Origin of the sequence: Paenibacillus psychroresistens (assembly GCF_009728935.1) — a bacterium.
GTDB classification, from domain to species: domain Bacteria; phylum Bacillota; class Bacilli; order Paenibacillales; family NBRC-103111; genus Paenibacillus_AC; species Paenibacillus_AC psychroresistens.
The window spans coordinates 2,581,640-2,597,754 of the sequence record NZ_CP034235.1 but is presented as its reverse complement, the minus strand read 5'-3'; the positions used below and the strand labels follow the sequence as shown (position 1 = coordinate 2,597,754).

The 16,115-nt window shown below is 37.4% G+C and carries 26 protein-coding genes; 3 read left to right on the top strand and 23 right to left on the bottom strand.

The genetic code is table 11. The annotated features are described in order from the left end of the window. Positions 1-6: 6 nt before the first annotated feature. Positions 7-426 carry a cysteine metabolism transcriptional regulator CymR gene (gene cymR / locus EHS13_RS11615; RefSeq protein ID WP_155700510.1) on the bottom strand — a complete coding sequence of 140 codons (420 nt, stop codon included), beginning with the start codon at positions 424-426 and terminating at the stop codon, positions 7-9. A 200-nt stretch (positions 427-626) separates the two neighbouring features. Here cymR and mnmA point away from each other — a divergent pair, with 200 nt between their 5' ends. Next, the gene (gene mnmA, locus EHS13_RS11610; RefSeq protein WP_155700509.1) at positions 627-1,742 is read left to right on the top strand and encodes a tRNA 2-thiouridine(34) synthase MnmA; all 1,116 of its coding nucleotides are present in this window, start codon (positions 627-629) and stop codon (positions 1,740-1,742) included. 150 nt (positions 1,743-1,892) lie between these two features. Continuing rightward, a complete protein-coding gene (locus tag EHS13_RS11605; protein ID WP_155700508.1) occupies positions 1,893-2,420 on the top strand; it encodes a hypothetical protein in 528 nt (175 codons plus the stop codon). A gap of 48 nt (positions 2,421-2,468) precedes the next feature. On the opposite strand, the gene EHS13_RS11600 is transcribed toward EHS13_RS11605, so the two are convergent. The 10 genes from EHS13_RS11600 to EHS13_RS11560 all read right to left on the bottom strand — a co-directional run bounded on the left by EHS13_RS11600 (position 2,469) and on the right by EHS13_RS11560 (position 8,874). After that, positions 2,469-3,029, bottom strand: a complete 561-nt coding sequence (locus tag EHS13_RS11600) for a class I SAM-dependent methyltransferase (protein WP_155700507.1) — start codon at positions 3,027-3,029, stop codon at positions 2,469-2,471. Between the two features lie 95 nt (positions 3,030-3,124). Continuing rightward, positions 3,125-3,958, bottom strand: coding sequence for a DMT family transporter (locus EHS13_RS11595; RefSeq protein ID WP_162463074.1), 834 nt, complete (start codon positions 3,956-3,958; stop codon positions 3,125-3,127). Between the two features lies 1 nt (position 3,959). Further along, a complete protein-coding gene (locus tag EHS13_RS11590; protein ID WP_155700505.1) occupies positions 3,960-5,246 on the bottom strand; it encodes an aspartate aminotransferase type Ic in 1,287 nt (428 codons plus the stop codon). 36 nt (positions 5,247-5,282) lie between these two features. Next, a complete protein-coding gene (locus EHS13_RS11585; RefSeq protein WP_227014015.1) occupies positions 5,283-5,705 on the bottom strand; it encodes a VanZ family protein in 423 nt (140 codons plus the stop codon). A gap of 22 nt (positions 5,706-5,727) precedes the next feature. Beyond that, on the bottom strand, positions 5,728-6,225 hold the full coding sequence (locus EHS13_RS11580; protein WP_155700503.1) for a VanW family protein: 498 nt from the start codon (positions 6,223-6,225) through the stop codon (positions 5,728-5,730). A gap of 38 nt (positions 6,226-6,263) precedes the next feature. Further along, complete coding sequence (locus EHS13_RS36390) at positions 6,264-6,410, bottom strand: hypothetical protein (protein ID WP_193571495.1); 147 nt, start codon at positions 6,408-6,410, stop codon at positions 6,264-6,266. Further along, positions 6,407-7,057, bottom strand: coding sequence for an NUDIX hydrolase (locus EHS13_RS11575; protein ID WP_155700502.1), 651 nt, complete (start codon positions 7,055-7,057; stop codon positions 6,407-6,409). The genes EHS13_RS36390 and EHS13_RS11575 overlap by 4 nt, the downstream gene beginning before the upstream one ends. 27 nt (positions 7,058-7,084) lie before the next feature. Beyond that, a complete protein-coding gene (locus EHS13_RS11570) occupies positions 7,085-7,495 on the bottom strand; it encodes a DUF3052 domain-containing protein (RefSeq protein ID WP_155700501.1) in 411 nt (136 codons plus the stop codon). Between the two features lie 37 nt (positions 7,496-7,532). Next, positions 7,533-7,964 carry a GNAT family N-acetyltransferase gene (locus EHS13_RS11565; RefSeq protein WP_155700500.1) on the bottom strand — a complete coding sequence of 144 codons (432 nt, stop codon included), beginning with the start codon at positions 7,962-7,964 and terminating at the stop codon, positions 7,533-7,535. Positions 7,965-7,983: 19 nt separating this feature from the next. After that, a complete protein-coding gene (locus EHS13_RS11560) occupies positions 7,984-8,874 on the bottom strand; it encodes a TIGR01777 family oxidoreductase (RefSeq protein WP_155700499.1) in 891 nt (296 codons plus the stop codon). Positions 8,875-9,074: 200 nt separating this feature from the next. Between EHS13_RS11560 and EHS13_RS11555 the strand changes: the two genes are divergently transcribed. Further along, the gene (locus EHS13_RS11555) at positions 9,075-9,638 is read left to right on the top strand and encodes a guanylate kinase (protein ID WP_155700498.1); all 564 of its coding nucleotides are present in this window, start codon (positions 9,075-9,077) and stop codon (positions 9,636-9,638) included. 75 nt (positions 9,639-9,713) lie between these two features. On the opposite strand, the gene EHS13_RS11550 is transcribed toward EHS13_RS11555, so the two are convergent. The 12 genes from EHS13_RS11550 to EHS13_RS11500 all read right to left on the bottom strand — a co-directional run bounded on the left by EHS13_RS11550 (position 9,714) and on the right by EHS13_RS11500 (position 15,809). Next, positions 9,714-10,319 (bottom strand): IMP cyclohydrolase, encoded by a 606-nt coding sequence (locus EHS13_RS11550; RefSeq protein ID WP_264373580.1) that lies wholly within the window; start codon positions 10,317-10,319, stop codon positions 9,714-9,716. Then, positions 10,259-10,441, bottom strand: a complete 183-nt coding sequence (locus EHS13_RS36740) for a hypothetical protein (RefSeq protein ID WP_227013894.1) — start codon at positions 10,439-10,441, stop codon at positions 10,259-10,261. Before EHS13_RS36740 ends, EHS13_RS11550 begins: the two co-directional genes overlap by 61 nt. Before the next feature lie 9 nt (positions 10,442-10,450). After that, positions 10,451-10,867, bottom strand: coding sequence for a GNAT family N-acetyltransferase (locus tag EHS13_RS11545; protein ID WP_155700497.1), 417 nt, complete (start codon positions 10,865-10,867; stop codon positions 10,451-10,453). A 22-nt stretch (positions 10,868-10,889) separates the two neighbouring features. Then, positions 10,890-11,597, bottom strand: coding sequence for a class I SAM-dependent methyltransferase (locus tag EHS13_RS11540; protein ID WP_155700496.1), 708 nt, complete (start codon positions 11,595-11,597; stop codon positions 10,890-10,892). A gap of 2 nt (positions 11,598-11,599) precedes the next feature. Continuing rightward, positions 11,600-12,079 carry a DinB family protein gene (locus tag EHS13_RS11535; protein ID WP_155700495.1) on the bottom strand — a complete coding sequence of 160 codons (480 nt, stop codon included), beginning with the start codon at positions 12,077-12,079 and terminating at the stop codon, positions 11,600-11,602. Positions 12,080-12,105: 26 nt separating this feature from the next. Next, positions 12,106-12,642 (bottom strand): GNAT family N-acetyltransferase, encoded by a 537-nt coding sequence (locus tag EHS13_RS11530; RefSeq protein ID WP_155700494.1) that lies wholly within the window; start codon positions 12,640-12,642, stop codon positions 12,106-12,108. Between the two features lie 61 nt (positions 12,643-12,703). Further along, the gene (locus EHS13_RS11525) at positions 12,704-13,222 is read right to left on the bottom strand and encodes a P-loop NTPase family protein (protein ID WP_193571494.1); all 519 of its coding nucleotides are present in this window, start codon (positions 13,220-13,222) and stop codon (positions 12,704-12,706) included. 13 nt (positions 13,223-13,235) lie between these two features. Continuing rightward, a complete protein-coding gene (locus tag EHS13_RS11520; RefSeq protein ID WP_155700493.1) occupies positions 13,236-14,039 on the bottom strand; it encodes a phosphotransferase family protein in 804 nt (267 codons plus the stop codon). Between the two features lie 77 nt (positions 14,040-14,116). Continuing rightward, on the bottom strand, positions 14,117-14,515 hold the full coding sequence (locus EHS13_RS11515; RefSeq protein ID WP_162463073.1) for a GNAT family N-acetyltransferase: 399 nt from the start codon (positions 14,513-14,515) through the stop codon (positions 14,117-14,119). Positions 14,516-14,528: 13 nt separating this feature from the next. Next, positions 14,529-14,933, bottom strand: a complete 405-nt coding sequence (locus tag EHS13_RS11510) for a mycothiol transferase (protein WP_155700491.1) — start codon at positions 14,931-14,933, stop codon at positions 14,529-14,531. Position 14,934: 1 nt separating this feature from the next. Then, on the bottom strand, positions 14,935-15,348 hold the full coding sequence (locus tag EHS13_RS11505; RefSeq protein WP_155700490.1) for a 3-hydroxyacyl-ACP dehydratase FabZ family protein: 414 nt from the start codon (positions 15,346-15,348) through the stop codon (positions 14,935-14,937). Further along, a complete protein-coding gene (locus tag EHS13_RS11500) occupies positions 15,348-15,809 on the bottom strand; it encodes a DinB family protein (RefSeq protein WP_155700489.1) in 462 nt (153 codons plus the stop codon). The genes EHS13_RS11505 and EHS13_RS11500 overlap by 1 nt, the downstream gene beginning before the upstream one ends. Between the last annotated feature and the right edge of the window lie 306 nt (positions 15,810-16,115).

The window sequence follows — 16,115 nt, the reverse complement described above, 5'->3', positions numbered from 1 at the left end:
TTCCACCTAAATATAGAACATATAGTTATCATTTTTTCCTTCATCCTTAAATGAAATCAAATCCAATAACGTGGAAGAATCGAGAACTTCTGCGATAACATCCCGTATACGTACCCATAAATCTCTTTTGGCAGGATCATCTTCCTCCGTGAAATCAACAGGGCTGATCGGTCCCTCTAATACACGAATTACATCACCCGACGTTATGTCCTTAGGAAGCTTCGATAGGATATAACCACCGTAAGCGCCACGAATACTTTTAACCAAGCCACCGTTACGTAAAGGCGCAATCAATTGTTCTAAATAATGCTCAGAAAGCTGATGTTTCTCAGCAATGCTTTTCAGTGAAGTAGGACCTTCTCCATATTTGCGAGCAAGCTCCATCATAATGGTTAAGCCATACCGACCTTTAGTTGATATTTTCAAACAAGCACCTCATCTGCTGCAATTATTGATTCATAGAAACTATATACGCTATTCGACCCATATCTTTATATATGTTATCATAAATCTGCATTTTATGGGAGTCTAACATTGACAACTTCATGAAAATATCTATAAAAATTTAAAATTTTGCAAGTATTATGTTAAAATAAGAGCAGTTGCAAGTAAAGCGAGGTAAATTCATGGATACTCAGACAAATAATAAAAGAATAGTACTAGGCATGTCAGGCGGTGTTGATTCTTCGGTAGCAGCTCTATTGCTGCAACAGCAAGGCTATGAAGTTATCGGTATTTTCATGAAAAATTGGGATGATACGGATGAATTCGGGAATTGTACTGCTGAAGAAGACGCAGAAGATGTTCGAAAAGTGTGCGCACAGCTTGGCATTCCATGCTACACCGTGAATTTTGAAAAACAATATTTTGACAAAGTATTTACTTACTTTTTAGATGAATATAAACAAGGAAGAACGCCTAATCCCGACGTGATGTGTAATCGAGAAATTAAATTTGGTGAGCTTCTACAAAAAGCACAGGACTTAGGTGCAGATTATCTAGCCACAGGCCATTATGCACAAACCGTTCAGGTTGACGGCGAAACTCGTTTATTGCGTGGCAATGATTCCAATAAGGATCAAACCTACTTCTTAAATGCATTAAGCCCTGAGCAGCTCTCTAAAGCTATGTTTCCCATTGGACACCTTCCTAAAACACAAGTACGTGAAATAGCATTAAAAGCCGGTTTAGCTACTGCCAAAAAGAAAGATAGCACGGGAGTTTGTTTTATTGGCGAGCGCAATTTCAAGCAATTTTTAAGCCAATACCTGCCCGCACAACGTGGCGAAATGCGCACGATTTCAGGTGAAATCAAAGGCTATCATGATGGCTTGATGTACTATACCCTTGGTCAAAGACAGGGTCTGGGCATTGGTGGGTCAGGCAATGGCGAGCCATGGTTTGTAGCAGATAAAGATTTAAAGAATAATATTCTTTATGTCGTGCAAGGAGATAGTGATGAATGGCTGTATTCAACTGCGCTTTTTGCAACAGGTGTCAATTGGATAAGCAAGAAAAAGCCGGGTAAAGCTTTTCACTGTACTGCCAAATTTCGCTATCGCCAGCCAGATCAAGAGGTGCAGGTTACTTTACATGAAGATGGTACGGCAGATGTTATTTTTGCTAAGCCACAAAAAGCTGTCACTCCTGGTCAATCCGTCGTATTCTATGACAATGAGGTATGCTTAGGTGGAGGAATCATTGACCAAATTGTAAAAAAGGTTCCACAAAACATTTATTAAAATCAACCAGCTCATTATAAGAAACAGCCAGCCTTCAACTGAAGGCTGGCTGTTTCTTATTTACAGGCTAATGCCCATTTAATTTGGGGCAAGTATCACTTTTGTTCAGAATGGAATAGGCTAAATCATCAACTGAATGGAGGTTTTCAAATGAGTGTAAATCATTATATTTACCCTTACAATTATTACAGAGCCGTTCATCCCTATGCCCACTTATATCCGCCTCAGCCTTATTATCCAGCCGCTCAGCATCCTACTGCTTATCAGCATCCTTACAACCCTCAAATATCCAACTATCATCCCGAACAGCAAATTTCCGATCAACAGCAGCCTCAATCGAATTACCCAGGTCTGCATGGTGTTGGCATACAAGCTAATGGCTATATCGGCAGCATGGGGATAGGTGCTCATGCAAACACCCATATTGGTGGTGGTCAAGGGTTTGGTGTTCATGCTGGAACCCATGTTGGCGGCAAGTATGGTGTTGGCATTAATGCCGATGGAAATATCGGTGGTGGAAATGGAGTTGGGGTGCAAGCAGGTGGTCAAATAGGCGGTGACCACGGTGTTGGCGTGCAAGCAGGAGCACATCTTGGTGCTCATGACGTTGGGCTGCAAGCCGGTGGCAAAGTTGCCGGACATGATATAGGCTTCAAAACCGGTTTTAATTGGGATTGAAGCTTCGAAAAGTTCATATTAAACCCGATCGCCAGATGACGGTCGGGTTTATTTTTTGAAGTAGCTGGATTGCGTCTTCTGTGCCATGAACACAAAGTACCCTTCTTCTTCCCAAATCTTCACACCACCAAATACAGAAATCAATTTATTTTTATACCAATCTTTACGTTTGGTCACCATGAAAAGCTTTCCACCTATTTTTAAGTGATTAAAGCCCTTTTCAATAAAATGCTTAGGCACAGAGAAATCAACATGATAAGGCGGATTGCTTAAGATGAGTGTAAAACCAAAATCAACTATTTTCGTTAACCCATCACTTTCCATAATGGAGACTTCCGAGACTTGATTTAGTTCAGCGTTTTGCTTAGCTATTTTGACTGCTTCTGCGTTAATATCGACCATAACTACCCGCTCCGGCCCAATGAGCTTAGCTGCGAGAATGCCTACAACACCATATCCACAGCCTAAATCTAGAACTTTGTCTGCAGCTGTAAATTCAACTTTCGAGAGCATAACCTCCGTGCCTAAATCAATGGCTTTCGGTGAGAATAATTCTTTGCTAGTCTCGAAGGTTAGCTCAATATTATTAAGAGTTGCTTGAAACATCATGGGTTTTCCTTTTCCAAATCCAATTTTTAATCAAATGATTCCTATAATATATAGCCTCTTCATATCTTCACATCTGTTGCAAATTATTTGACTGGCTATGGAGCCAAAACGATAATCCCAGCTGTAATAAATATTGAAGCTATAATTCTGCTTTTCCCTTGAGGCTCTTTCAGTAAAAAAACACCAAAAATTGTACCAAACACCGTTCCGATTTCACGCATAGGAGCAAGCTGAGAGACTGGCATGAGCTCCAAAGCTTTCAAGAATAGAATGTATCCTGCTGGTGCCAAAGCGCCGCCTAGAATAATCGTCGGCCAGTTCACTTGCCACTCTTTGCGGATTGCGCCTGAACGCAACGCGACCCACGACAAAACTAGTAGATTACCGACATTAGAGAACTCATTGAGTGTAATGGCCGACACATAATGAAGTGCATACTTATCCACCAGCGTATATCCTGTTATCATAACCCCAACCGCAATGGCATAAACCATAGTCTGGTTAAGTGCTTTTCTCTTTAACCCACCGATCAATAATATCCCGAACACGATACTCACTATTCCAACCCAGCCTATAAACTTTAAATGCTCATTTAAAATTAGTACAGCAAATATCGGCACTAGCAATGGACTTATTCCACGCATGATTGGATAAGCCTGTGACAAATCCCCTAAGGTATAAACCTTTGCAAGTAACAGTACATAGACTCCGTGAAGAAGCATGCTTAAGACAATAAACAACCAACCCATTTGGAAATCCGGCGATTTCCCTATAACCTCATGGATGGTTAAAGGCAGAAAAATTAGTACCGCCGTGATTTGGCAAAACCACAAAAAAACAACCTTATTAAGACTTTTCTTCGTAAAAAGGTTCCATATGGAGTGAATTAAACCGGATAGAATTACAAGCAGAACAGCAGTAGAGAACAACTCAATTCACCTTGAGGAATTTTCTCACGCTTATTATTTGTACACAAAGACATAGAATCTCAATCGCTTTCTCCATCTCTGCTACGGTTGGAAAAGTAGGTGCGATACGAATGTTTCTATCTTGTGGATCTTTTCCATATGGATAGGTAGCTCCAGCATTGGTTAACGTAACACCGGCTTCAGCAGCCATCTTCACAACAGCGGCGGCACAGCCCTCTAAAGTATTCAAGCTTATGAAATAACCTCCGTTAGGTTTACTCCACGTCGCAATTTTCTTGCCGCTTAACTCCGAGTCAAGTATTCTCAAAACGGTATCGAATTTAGGCTTGATAATAGCGGCTTGCTTTACCATATGTGTATTTAAACCAGCTAGATCTTTATAAAAACGCACATGTCTCAGCTGATTGATCTTATCCGGACCAATCGTTTGAACGGAAAGCTGTTTTTTAATAAATGTGATGTTATCTTCACTAGCTGCCAGCATGGCAACTCCCGCACCGGCAAAGCTAATCTTGGATGTCGAGCTGAACATCAGCACGCGATTAGGATGCCCTGCAGCTTTACATGCTTCAAGAATATTCTTTAATGGATCCGGCGTATCCGTTAGATGATGCACACAGTAAGCATCGTCCCAAATAATAGTGAAATCTGCAGCCCCACAGCTCATCTTAGCTAGACGATCTACTACTTCATCTGAGTAAGTTACTCCTTCTGGGTTGCTATACTTTGGCACACACCAAATACCTTTGATAGAATTATCTGCCGCTACCAGCCGCTCAATCTGATCCATATCCGGTCCATCGTGTTTCATATCAATTAGAATCATTTCCATGTTAAAAAGCTCGCATATAGCAAAATGTCGATCATAACCTGGACTTGGGCAAAGGAATTTAACAACTGGTAATTTGCTCCAAGGTTTCTCACTCCCCTTTACACCATGCAGCATAGCTCTAGACAAAGTATCATGCATCATGGTCAAGCTGGAGCTCCCACCAATAATTATTTCCTTAGCGCTAACTTCGAGCATTTCTGCGAAAAGTTTTTTAGCTTCAGGTATGCCGTCTAACCCGCCGTAATTACGAGTGTCTGCACCATCTTCTGATTTAAAGCTATCCTCCGCTTTCACACTATCCAGCATACCTCTTGAGAGGTCCAATTGTTCGACACATGGTTTGCCTCGTGACATATCTAATTTAAGATTCTGACTTTTGAAAGCCTCATATTTGGTTTGTAGGTTTAAGTTTAACTCATGCAATTCCGTTTCAGTTAAAGATTGAAAATCATTCATTCTGATTATCTCCCTTGTATTCATCTTGGTTTTGTTTTATTTCACTGTATATCTTAACAAACTTGTAAACAAAAGTCCTAATAAAGCTCCAAAGGTATTTAGAATTATATCATCAATATCAAAGCTGCCCACCTGAGTGATTAATTGAATTAATTCTACACAAAACAAAAGACTTATTATGACTTCTAAAAACAATGTTTTTTTGAACAATCTAATATTCAGAAGAGGTCCAATAACGCCTAAAGGAATAAAAAGCACGATGTTCCCAAATAGGTTCTTTACCCAGGTTTCTGTATTAAAATGTTCACGATGGACAATGTATTGTCTAATAGTTCTAAAAGGAACTATATTGTAATTGTATCTATTCGAAAAATATCCATCCGCCTGTCTTAAAAAAAGCAGTTTGATCATGATCATTGCATAGATTATCGCAGCGGTTAGAATAAACGCATTCCACATTCGGTTATAAAAGAAAGAGCTTCTAAACATTCTCTAACCTCATCTTTATATCATCTATTTCATACTTAACCTCTGAATAATTATGGATCATTAATTGCTCTTCCATTGTGTTTCCAGTACGTTTGTCGATAACTCGTCGCCAAATTTCATTCTGACGGTAGTTTTTACCTGATTTTTGATGAAACTGATGTTTTCTTTCTTCCACGTGATAAGAAAACGGCCAATCTTGATCGTTATATAGGATACCTTTAAGATGCTGCTCCGTTACCCATATCTTGAATTGCAGCTTATGTTGGGTAGGGTTAACGAATCGAAGGTCGACATAATTGTAATATATGCTTGCCCCGCTGCCAAATGGCAGCACTCTTTTCTCATCAGGAAAGGGATCGAAGCGAATGGGCTCGCTAAGCTTTTGCTCGGCAAACTTAACAAAAAGATTTCGAGTCCCTCTCTTTAGCTTTAGCTGAAGAATTCTTAGCTGATAGGCGAAAGGAAGCTTTACTAGAGCTTGTTTGATCATAATAAACCGCCTTTAGAAGATTCACTCTTTGATTCCTCTTATTTCTTATTATTCATTTCTCTTAATTTTTGATTGATTTCATCTAAGGAACGTTGCATTTCATTCATTCTTTTGAGTCCAGAAGTTTGGTTTCCGATTAAGCCAACAAATCCTAAAATTAATATAAATATTATGAGTAAGGTCATTTGATAGCTCCTCTTTCATTACTATATGATATTTCATCAAATAATAGTTTATAATAATCATCCGAATTAGGAACGATATCCTTTAAATATATTTTTCTAGACTCGTTATGGATTTCTTTCTTCGTTTCGTCAAATACGATTCCTTCCGTCTCTATTAGATCAATTTTACCGCTTAGCAGCTGTTGAAAATCTATTAGCTTGATACTAAAAAGACCAGAAATCTCATTTTTCTGAAAATCATACTCTTCCAACAATTTATTGCATCGATAGATAAATATATGGTTGAATTCTCGGTCGATTACGGTTTCTGAGATCATATATTCTCCTTTAATTACCCCACAAAATTGGAGTTCATCAAAAGGAACGGTTAAACCCAGCTCTTCCTGCAGCTCGCGCACACCATCTTCAACGGATTCACCTTGTAATAGATGACCGGCACATGAAATATCAAGTAAATTAGGATAGGTATCTTTATCCTTATGCCGCAATTGAAGTAGTAGATTCAGCTCTCCCTCGAGTGATTGACTAAGAACCCAGCAATGAAAGGTTTGGTGCCACAATCCTTGAGCGTGAACATTTTGTCTGCTTGCTTCTCCAATTTTAACCATCTGCTCATCAAAAACATCAAATATCTCATTTAAGGACATAGGTTAACTCCTTATTCTCATACACTTTTAATCTCTAAACTTTACAGGTATCACCAATTTAATTGCAGACCAAATCTCATCCATTGCGCTAACTTTAACATCAACTAGCTGATTCTTTATCGCTATGGATCTTATTAAATTTTCATTTAAATCTGTCTTTAATTCAGAAGATTTTTTAGGCCATGAAATCCAAATCATGCCTTTTTGATCTATTCGTGTTTTTAATATTTGAATATGCCACTCATACTCTTCCAAAGTTGTTAGAAACACATGTAGAAAATCTATGTTTTCCGTATTAGGATTTACTTTTTCCACGCCTGAAGGCAAACTGCCAAGAAGCTCCCAATAATTATCCGGACCATTAATTACACATATTTTGTATCCCTCTTTAATACCTAGCTTTTTAATTAAGGGTGTTCCTGAGTACCCAGCATTCATATGTCATCTCATCTCTGTTTGTGATCTAGGAATGAACTTATTCATTCATATTCCTAATGTAATTAGGGAGTCTTCTCATAAACCTCTCTGGCTCCATTTCAAAATCGTATTGCTTATATAGTTCATGTGCATCTTTTGTTCCTAATAATCCCAGCAAGTCCTTAAGCTCATCTGAGCTTGTCAGCGCTTCTATCAATTTCTTCCCAATGCCTTTTCCACGGTACTCTTCATCAATAAAAACATCACATAAATAGAAAACGGTAGCATGATCTGTAACCACTCTAGCGTACCCAATTTGCTTACTATTATGATACACACCATAACAATCAGAGTTACGAATCGATTTCTCAGTCCGTTCTTCCGATCTATTGTTCGCCCAATAGCTTCTAGCTAGAAACTGCTTAATCGTATTAATATCTAATAGCTCTTTGTTATCGCTTATTAAATAGTCCTCAAACTTAATTTCCATGATTTTTCTCCTTTTGTAATTAGGTCACTAAAATTTGATGCAGCGCCTTATCGAGTTTATTAAATTTGAACTTAAAACCATCGTTCTCCAACCTCTCAGGAATAACCCATCGGCTCTTCAAGATCAACTCGGCTTCCGTTCTGATCACAATTGCCCCGAGATGAAGCAACCATTTGGGGGAAGGCAGTCCAAATTTAACGTTCATGGCTTTACGGAATTCATCCATAAACTCACGATTAGAAACTGGATCAGGTGAAGAGCAATTGTATACACCATTTAACTCATCTCTATCCTTAAGGAAAAGCATAATCTCAAACAAGTCTTCGATATGTATCCAGCTAAATTTCTGGTTGCCCGCCCCTTGAATCCCGCCTAAACCAAATTTGACCAGCTTTTTAAACGGATTAATCACTCCGCCATCCGCACCAAGTACAATTGCAATTCTCAGAGCTATTTGCCTTGTTCGGGGTAATTGAAAGTAGAAGAAAGCTTGCTCCCATTCTTTGGCCACATCAACTGAAAAACCTGAACCAATTTCGCCATTTTTCTCAGTCATTGGTCGATCTTCAGCGTGTCTATAAATCGTAGCTGTACTTGAATTCATCCAAAGACGTGCTGGATTAATACATTTCATTAAGGCATTTCCAAGTATTTTAGTTGTTTCCGTTCTTGAACTGATAATGTCAGCCATATTTTTTGCTGTATACCGACAATCCACTGACTTCCCTGCAAGATTAATTAATACCGCGGAATTCTCTAAAGCATCTATAATGCCAGCCTCATCATTCCAAGAAATATGATTAGCTTGTCTTGAAATGATTTTCACTTCATAGCCTAATTTAACGAATTCATCTTTGAAATATTTCCCAATAAATCCTGTGCCGCCAGCTAAGATAACTTTCTGTTTCATGCTACCCTCTCACTTCCTAACTAAGTTCTACTCTATTTATTACGGTGTATCTCCTATATTCTAGAAGCTGTGATAAGAAACCTTTATTCACACTTTAAACTCTGATCTTATTTTAATAGAATTACTATATATTATTCCATAGATTTCCGATATAATTTAAGCTAAGATACATAAAACTCATGGAAATGGGAGGGCATAAAATGGATGGAATACATGATAAAAAATTAATATTTGTGTTTACTGGTCCTGATGGATCCGGGAGAAAAACCGTTGCCAAACAAGTAGGAGCATTATGCGAAATACAAAGAGTTTTATCCTATACCACCCGACCAAGCAGACTATATGAGACAGATGGCGTTGATTACCACTTTATTTCTTCAGAGGCATTTGCTGAAGCTGAGCAAAACAATGAATTCATTGAGACGATTGAAATTGAAGGCGTTTTCTACGGAATTAAATCCAAAGAAATCGATACCATGTTTCAAAAGCATCCTTTTGTATATCTCATTCTAAACCGCCAAGGCTCGGATCTTGTAAAAGAAGTGTTCGGCGATAAAGTCATCCGCATTATGATTTATGCAGATCGAAACAAAGTGATGAGTCGCTTGTTAGAACGTGGAGATACGACTGAAGTCATTTACAAGAATTTAGAGCGTTATGAAAACGAAATGAGCTACTTAAAAGAATGTGACGCAAATGTTGAAAATTACGATTTAGATGAAACTGTTGAAGAAGTTACAGAGATCATAAAAAAATATATTTAATTACATTATAGTAAACCTCTTTCCATTTGAGCTTAATTTGGACAGGAGGTTTACTTTTTGTTGTCGATCTCCAATTCAATGTTGGTTTTTATTTAAGATAGAAATCTCTGTTTTACCACTCTGAGTATCAATAAATTTTACCAATAACGAGATGCGATTATCCTGATTTAGTAGATTCCAATAATGATCTCTTATTTTAACAATATCCTCCATTAATTCAACCTCAAAAGGTTCACCAAGATAAGGAGTTAATAGTCCTGCAACTTCGTTATTGTAGGTATGAATACAATGCCCCTGACCAGGTAAAAAGTTATCATAATTATAAAAAAAACGATGACAACCTCCTGATTGATTATGTGCTGTCTTTAGAATGGACAAGGAATACTTGCTTGCTGAAGTGTGGATTATTCCAGATATTCTAGGAGTATAATGAGGCGCATCCGGTTCATACTCCCGCTTAAACAATGAGCTCTCAAATGACTCTCCGGCTGCAATACCTTCCATAATAGTTTCTGTTTGATCACCATTAGTGACAAGATGAAAGTTATCGATAGATTTAATTGGGTAATATATGATTAACGATGGATCTGTCATTTTACTTTCATCAAACGCCATATTCCTCACAAAATGATTTTCTTCTTCCTGAAATACACGATTACGACTATTCTCACTTCTTCCCATAATCCAATATATTTGAACAAAATGAGAACCAGATGGAGTATACCTATAATAATTCCACGTCCAGGATAAGGATTTAATTTGAGCTGATCTTCATTAGCTTTGAATTGTTCTTGAATGTTCATTTAGGTCCCCTATTGTTGATTTGTTTTTCTAAGAAACTTTGTCGACTCTGAAACCACATTAAAATCCCATTTGTTATAAAATTCAATCATATTTTCTGAAGTGTATAAATCAACTCTTTCAATATTTTTTAACAAAGGATGATTCACAAGGGTTTCCATCAATAGCCGCCCTAGACCTTGGCCTTGATATTCTTTGAGAACAATTACATCAAAGATGGTTGCTCTGTAAATATAATCAGTTAAAATTCGGGTAAATCCAACTAATTTATTAGCTTCCTCGTCGATTAAACCAATGATCTTAGAATGAGTGAGCATGCTTTTTATATCTGCTAATTTCCGATCTTTTGTCCACCCTTCTTGTTTGTACAATTCAGCTAGCTCTAAAATTTGCGATTCTGTTAATGCTTCAATTATTTTTATTCCCATGAGACCACTGTCCTCTACTTTTTTATTTTTTCCTAACTACATAGGTCAGGCAGTCACTTTTCATTAGTACTTTTCGATTATTTCTTTCAATTACAAATTCTAGCGGCTTCATTGCTGTGTAGACGAGACTCCACCCTTGATAAGCTTCTGAGAGCAGCTGCTCGGTTTGAATCGTTGTCATATTAAGCTCCATAAAGGGTTCTAATTCATTACCCGTTAAAATATCAATTTCTTGAATGTTAGTATTGATTACGATACAATTTATCCCCTCACCAATCGTTCCTTGAGCCATTCTGTTTAAAACCTCAATAAATTTCAGCTCCGATTCTACATGCTCCAAAGCCGAGACTGCAATTATGTAATCAAATGCTTTATTTGGGATCTGATAATCGCCAATATCTGATATTAGCGTTTCTATGATCTCACTTACTCCATACTCTAGGCTATTATTTCTTAATTTAAGCAGCGCCGATTCTATCAAATCTACACATACAACTTTTCCATTTCGTGACCTAATGGCTTCTGCGACAGGGATACTGTTTCTACCTATTCCACTCCCTAAATCCAGAACTGTTATATGCTCATATGAGTTAAAATACACAAGATTATCCATAACCGTTTTTACTGGTTTGAACAACCATGATCCAGATTCAAAAAGCTTATTATTCTCATAGAGCTCCTCATGATATTTTCTTTCTTCAGCTCTAATCCTTACAATTCTTATGTCCACATTTATCCTTCCTTTTTTGATCTAATATTCTTGATTTGATTTATATGATGCTGGTCATGCTCTATAAAGTCTTTGAGATATTGTGTTACTAGGAAGGGATTTCCGTCCCCGTCCACATAGGTCCCCATATACTGTTCATCTGTGAGAGATCTGATCTGATTGCAAATCTGCACTCGATAAAAAATAGCTTTCTCTGAGATCTCAATTATACTTGTCGTCTTTCCATAGATCTTTGCTTTATTGTTAAATTCATCGAAATCAATATGTTTAACTGCTACGGTCGACTTAGTTGAAATCTTATTAATAGCTTCCTCCAAAAAATACTTATCCCATTTCATAATATGACTAACAACCTCACGAATGCTCCATTTCCCCTCATCTAAGCACAAATCCCATATTTCATCACTTTGATTATTTAGTGATTGTACAAACAAAACCCACTGGTTAAACTCTTCCAATAACTGATTTTTCTCTGTTGGCATATTTTTGTCTCCTCCCAAGTCTTAACTCACAAGAATTTAATTAATTCCAAGTCCGCTCTTTTATCCTCTGCAAACTCTTTATCACCAAAAACCCCACTGATTTTATCAAAGCCAAGCTTGCTCCAGAATCTTAGAGCAGACCAGTTTTTGAGTGCGACATTAATCCGTATTTCTTTATATTGCAGATTTGATAGTTCGTTAGCTAAGGAGTTTACTATTTCCTGTCCATATCCGTGCCCTTGAAATGGAGTACCGATATACAGAAAAGCAATATATGCTATATTAGCTTCTGGGAAGCCATGATAAATCGCAATAAATCCGATTAATCCATCGGTATTAACACTCTTAATGGTTTGAATTTTATAATTCTCTTTGCTGCCATTGGGAGGCAAATCACCTTCAGAAAAGCAGCGACTTATGTACTTAGCATCGTATTCCTTTCCCGCCCACACATTCATATTATTGTTAGTTTCAAATAACTCTTGCACGGCATTTATTTCTTCAATTAAAAGATCGTTGTAAATAAGTCGCGCTGAACCTCGATTACCCTTAATAATATTCAAAAGATCACTCCATCTTTCTTTAGCGCGTGTTTAGCTGTCGTTTCTCTAACCATATTAGCACCTATTCCCTCAACTGAGTCAGTTTTTTAATAGCTTCTTCGTTGTTATTGAAATATAGGATTTTATCTTCAAAAGAAGCTAAGAATTCCGCTATTTTGGGTTTTCTTACTTTCTCGAAATTATGGCTCCATCGTATTAATCTATAGAGATAGGCAAATGATTGCTTAAAATTCCCTTTTTCCATTCCAAGCCTTTGTTTGATAAATCTACTGATGATCTGCTTATCTCTTTGATAAACTTTGAGATCCAGATATATAATCATATCTGCGGAGGATAAGCTATTAATAACCCACTTGTAATGAACTCCTTCTATAATCCATGAGTCCTTCTTTACTAAGTTATTCAGTATCTCATCCCTAAGTTCATCTGGGTTCCGAGTGTCTTTCTTAATACCTCTACTCCATACAATATTGTCTAATTGATAGTGTGGTAAGTTCAATGCTTCTGATAATCTTTTTGCCAGATAAGTTTTACCACTGCCAACTTCACCAATTATATGTATTTTTTTCGCAGCGATCATCTAAATCACTCCTCTACAAGGCTAACTTCATTAGCCTTTCTCTTATCACTAATAATAACTTGTCTTGCTCCTCTTGAGGTATCCATTCTACAAGCCTTGCAGCAGCTACTGGCAATATCCAATTATCGATATCAGAGTATTTCATTTGGGATAGATCTAGGTAATGTTTTATATATACTTTCCTTATTTTGTTCCTCAGAAAACTAACAGCCGCTTTAATCAACCTCGGAGTACCTTCAGGCATAGTCCCATATTCAAATAAAATAACGGATCTAGCAGCATCACCAGCGGGATTTCCTGCGGTTCCGGTCATCCAGTCAATAATCCAGCTCTCTTCACCTATTAATACATTATCAGGATGAAAATCGCCGTGGCATAGCAGGTTACCCTCAGGTAAACTTTCTAAATAGTCCCTTATCCTACTTTTCTCTAGTTCGCTCAGAAACGGAGCTCCTTGAATATTGTTAGCCAGTACCTTTTTTTGCTGGCTCAACACACCACTTGCATCGTAGGAATGTAATTCATAATGTAAAGCCGCTAACTTTTTTGAAAACTTTTTGATCGACCATGGGCTCTTTGACATCATTTGAAGCAAAGTACTTCCAATAATTCTTCGATAGATGATACCCTGTCTATTATCTTGCTGAATTAATTCAAATGGTTCAGGTGTATGGATACCCAGAGCATAAACAAACTTACTAATTAGATATTCCTGATTAATCGCATCTTGTGGGAACCCCATCTTATAAAGCTTAATGATCTTATTCTCTTGCGTTTCAAAAATATCCGCAGTCCTACCTTGGCCAATTTGCTTCAAGTTTGCCAACTCCATTTTAACGAAATTAATCTAATCTATTATCTTCATCAACAAAAACATCGTAAAGCCAATACACCTTAGCTAAACCTTTTATACATCTCGATATTATCTGGAATCGACAGCCTAACCTCTACTCTTGACTCAGAAATGTTTTTTTCCTCTGCCATTTTTTCTAAGAAAGCTAGCATCGCTTTACCTATCCCTTTTCCGCGATATTCAGGTAAAACGGCTACTCTGCCAATGTAAATATAATGTTCAATAAACTTAAACCTTGCCGAACCCGTTGCTATTAAACCATCCCAAGCTATTACAGACCCACCGCCGTGGTTCATCGTATTCAAGATATTTTCAGTTGTTTCTGATAATGCTCCAGAGGCCGGGTTCAGCTTACCCGCATAATCCTTAAAGGCGTCGACCATTGTAGAATATACAATATCTATCTCATCTTTACTTGCTACTTTTATTTCGATCGGCATACTATTCACTCCACTATCCATTTAATGTAAGTCTTTTTTTTCTAAACTCTTGCAAAGTATTTTGTCTCATTTCCTCTAGTTCGTTAATATAAAAATCAAGTGAATGACCTTTAATTTCTTTTCTCCCGAGATCACCTAACTCATATGCAGGCTGCCATTTTTTGATTTCCGCTTCATTTGGCTTTCGCTTCTCAAAAGTATCCAATTGATAACCAAGCTCTACAGCAGCAAGATGCATTAACAGCGCACCTATAGAATTACTATCCGCATCATGCAAATAATCTAATTGATCCACACTAAGACCCTCTATTGTATTTAAAGTGGTTACTCTTGCATAGTTCATCATTGAAACTAATCTTCCAATCTGCGGTGTGAATTCTTCTATATCAGAGACTAAGTAAATTCTATCTAAATTCATTTCACAGGTTCCTTTCCGATTGCACAAACACCATAATCTCTTCTGCACGTACAATAACGGTACTTCCGATTGAAGCTTCTCCCCTGCCTATTACAAATCCTCTTCTGTTTTTTATCACTTCATAATATAAATCTATTCGATCACCTGGGTAAGCTTTTCCTAGAAATTCAATTCCCTTAAAAGAGGAGAGGAAGCCCAGTCCCTTCTCACCCTTCTGTGAAACAAAAGCCCCTAATTGTGCTAGAGCTTCAACAATAATCATACTAGGCACATAATTAATCTCCTCGGTAATAAACCATTCGTTCCTAGTTACGTTTTTAAACCCTTTTGCCCATTTCCCAGATTCAATCTCTAGCACTCGATCAACGAATAAAAATGGGTATCTATGCGGAATAACACTTGGAATATCAATCATTATAGACCTCTACCAATAAAATTGGATGATACTGGTTTTAGCTCCAGCTCTCTTGACCAAATGGAAAGCTGACCAATATGATGAATTTCATGAGCAATAATGTGTCGCAGAATTTCTCCAGCTGTAAAAGATTCATTCTCCATCCAAGAGGGCATGACTGTTTTACGTTCTAATTCTGTTGACCAGGAAAGAATAAAATCTTTTATTTCCTCATTAGAATCTTTAGAAAATTGCACCACTTGTGCTAATGAATTGTAATCCGAAAATTGGGGTGCTATATCTGGTTTACCCTCTATGGCTCTAATCCAGCTTAACTCTGTGTCTACAATATGGAAAAAAGTATGCAAAATACTACCCGCTCCACCAATTCGTTTATGTATTAGTACTTCGTTTGGAACATGAGAACACCACTCAAACCATTCATTTCGGACTTGCCAATTATATTCAAACAATAGTTTCATTATTTAGTTCTCCCTTCGCTTGATTACAAACGCACTACCTCCACAACTTTATCTATATTTTACCTTTTTTTCTAATTGCGCACAAGTGTTCTTACAAATTTAAAATACCTTTTATATCTTTATTATAAAAACAGCAGACTCCAATTTATAAGGGTCCGCTGCACATATATCGCTATGAATTTTGATCATCTGATTTCCACGTATTCAGTCAAAGAATCTATTAATCATTATTTTTTAACGGCCAAGCCAACCGCCATCCACCGTTAACAAACTCCGAATTGATTTACAACTTCCGGTATTGCCGAC